The organism is Pseudomonas sp. GL-R-19 (genome assembly GCF_019956375.1).
In the GTDB taxonomy this organism is placed as follows: Bacteria; Pseudomonadota; Gammaproteobacteria; order Pseudomonadales; family Pseudomonadaceae; genus Aquipseudomonas.
Map to the genome: position 1 here is coordinate 1 of NZ_JAHBDJ010000082.1, position 1,313 is coordinate 1,313.

A 1,313-nucleotide genomic window follows, 5' to 3' on the forward strand; every position below is an offset into this window, starting at 1 on the left:
TGTCCCGTCCTGAATAAGGTTTACACCTTCTGACCCATTCTCAGGAGGAAGTAATGAACACGGGTGAAAGGCGCAGTCAGCGCGACTACACGTTGACCTTTAAATTGTCGGTCGTCGATCAGGTCGAAAAAGGCGAGTTGAGTTATAAAGAGGCTCAAAAGCGCTATGGCATTCAGGGTAAAACGACCGTACTGAACTGGTTACGCAGGCATGGTCGGCAGGACTGGAGTCAAGGCGCGTCCATTCGCTCCAAGAGACCCCGTTCCATGGATGAGCCCGATAAACCGCTGACACCCGAACAGCGAATCAAAGAGCTTGAAGAAAAGCTTGCCCAAGCCAACCAGAAAGCTCAGTTTTTCGAAGCCGTCGTTGATGTTTTGAAGAACGACTTCGGTGTTTCTGTCGTAAAAAAGCGATCCGGCAAGTCCTCTCCCAAGGGCAGATCCAAGACCTGAGCATTAGTCGGGCTTGCCAGTTCATGGGGATTTCCCGTCAGGCTTATTACAAGCGCAACCGGGCGTGTGATGCCCGGGCCCGTCATGCCCAGGAAGTGATGGGATTCGTGAGGGAAAAGCGCCTTAGGCAACCGCGCCTTGGCACCCGAAAACTTCACAATCTAATGCGCACTGAGCCAGAAGTGTCCGTAAAGGTTGGTCGAGACCGTTTATTCGATATCTTGCGAGATCGGCGCGAACTGGTTCCCCGCAGACGGGCCTATCACAAAACGACAGACAGCCATCATCGCTTTCGCCGGCATCCAAACCTGCTCAAAGATGGGCCGATTCAGGTAGTCGCCAAGGCGCCAGAGCAAGTATGGGTTGCGGACATCACCTACTTACCGACGCAAACGGGTGTGGCTTATCTGAGTTTGATCACCGATGCGTACTCCCGAAAAATCGTGGGGCACCATGTCCATGAAAGCTTGCACACCGAATCGGTGATCCAGGCGTTCAACAAAGCCCTCAAGCAGCGGACAACGGAGCAACGCCTGGTGCATCACTCGGATAGAGGCGTCCAATACTGCTCCGAGCTTTATCAGCGGCAGCATGCCAAATACGGCATCACCTGCTCAATGACCGATGGTTACGACTGCTACCAAAATGCGTTGGCTGAGCGTGTGAACGGGATTTTGAAAAACGAGTTATTGCTGCATCGCCCCAAAGATTTTGCAGAGGCCATCCGGATGGTGGACGAGTCGGTGCAGATCTATAACAACGAGCGGCCTCATCTGTCGCTGAAATACAAAACGCCCGATGCGGTGCATCGGGCGTTTTGAGGCTGAAACAGGTGTAAACCTATTTCAGGACTAGACA

General features: G+C 52.9%; 1 protein-coding gene. It reads left to right on the plus strand.

Annotated features, from left to right (window positions below; all coding sequences use genetic code 11):
- The first annotated feature begins 53 nt into the window (after positions 1-53).
- Positions 54-1,276, plus strand: a protein-coding gene (locus KGA83_RS27835; protein WP_115948453.1) for an IS3 family transposase whose coding sequence is annotated in 2 segments (ribosomal slippage) — positions 54-405 and positions 405-1,276 — 1,224 coding nt in all. Because the reading frame shifts where the segments join, the coding sequence is not laid out codon by codon here.
- The last annotated feature ends 37 nt before the right edge of the window (positions 1,277-1,313 follow it).